1 protein-coding gene is annotated in these 634 nt (G+C 64.7%); it reads left to right on the top strand.

All coding sequences use genetic code 11. The features are described 5' to 3' along the window. Positions 1-249: 249 nt before the first annotated feature. Positions 250-634 (top strand): transposase (locus tag ACYVHB_RS32885; protein WP_461056331.1); only part of this gene is annotated, 385 nt, incomplete at its 3' end.

Here is a 634-nt window from a genome sequence, read left to right as displayed (position 1 = left end):
GAACGACCTCGCGCGCAGCGTCCGAGCGGCAGCCGGCGCGAGCGAGAACGAAGCCGAGTTCGTGCGCCGGCTGCGCCGCTCCGGCGTCCTCGTCCGCCCCCGGTTCGCGGAGGGCACGACGGACGTCATCACCGGCTACTCGGGGTGGCTTGTGAAAAAGTGAAATATCCGACGCTAAGGGGACTGTGTAAATAACGGTGTATCCGGCTCGACACGCCGGGCGGTGAGCCTGGCGGGGAGGAGCCCGATATGGCCGCAACACTTGAGGCTGTGCCGAGTACCAAGACCGTTGAAAAACTGACAGACACTTCCGAGGTCGATGCCGCCCGTGAGCTGGTGAGGATGGCCAAGGAACAGGGCCTGGCGCTGACCGGCCCTGATGGGCTGCTCAAGCAGTTGACCAAGACCGTCATCGAGACCGCGCTGGATGAGGAATTAACCGAGCATCTCGGTTATGAAAGGCACGATGCGGCGGCCAAGGACACTGCCAACTCGCGCAACGGCACCCGGTCAAAGACCGTGCTGACGGAGACGACCGGCCCGGTGCAGATCGATGTTCCGCGGGACCGGGAGGGCACGTTCGAACCGAAGATCGTCGCCAAGCGCCAGCGGCGGCTGACCGGGGTCGATGAGA

The sequence above is a fragment of the Spirosoma arcticum genome (assembly GCF_054779955.1).
The sequence above is the reverse complement of the archived record's forward strand: the minus strand, read 5'-3'. Positions and strand labels throughout refer to the sequence as shown.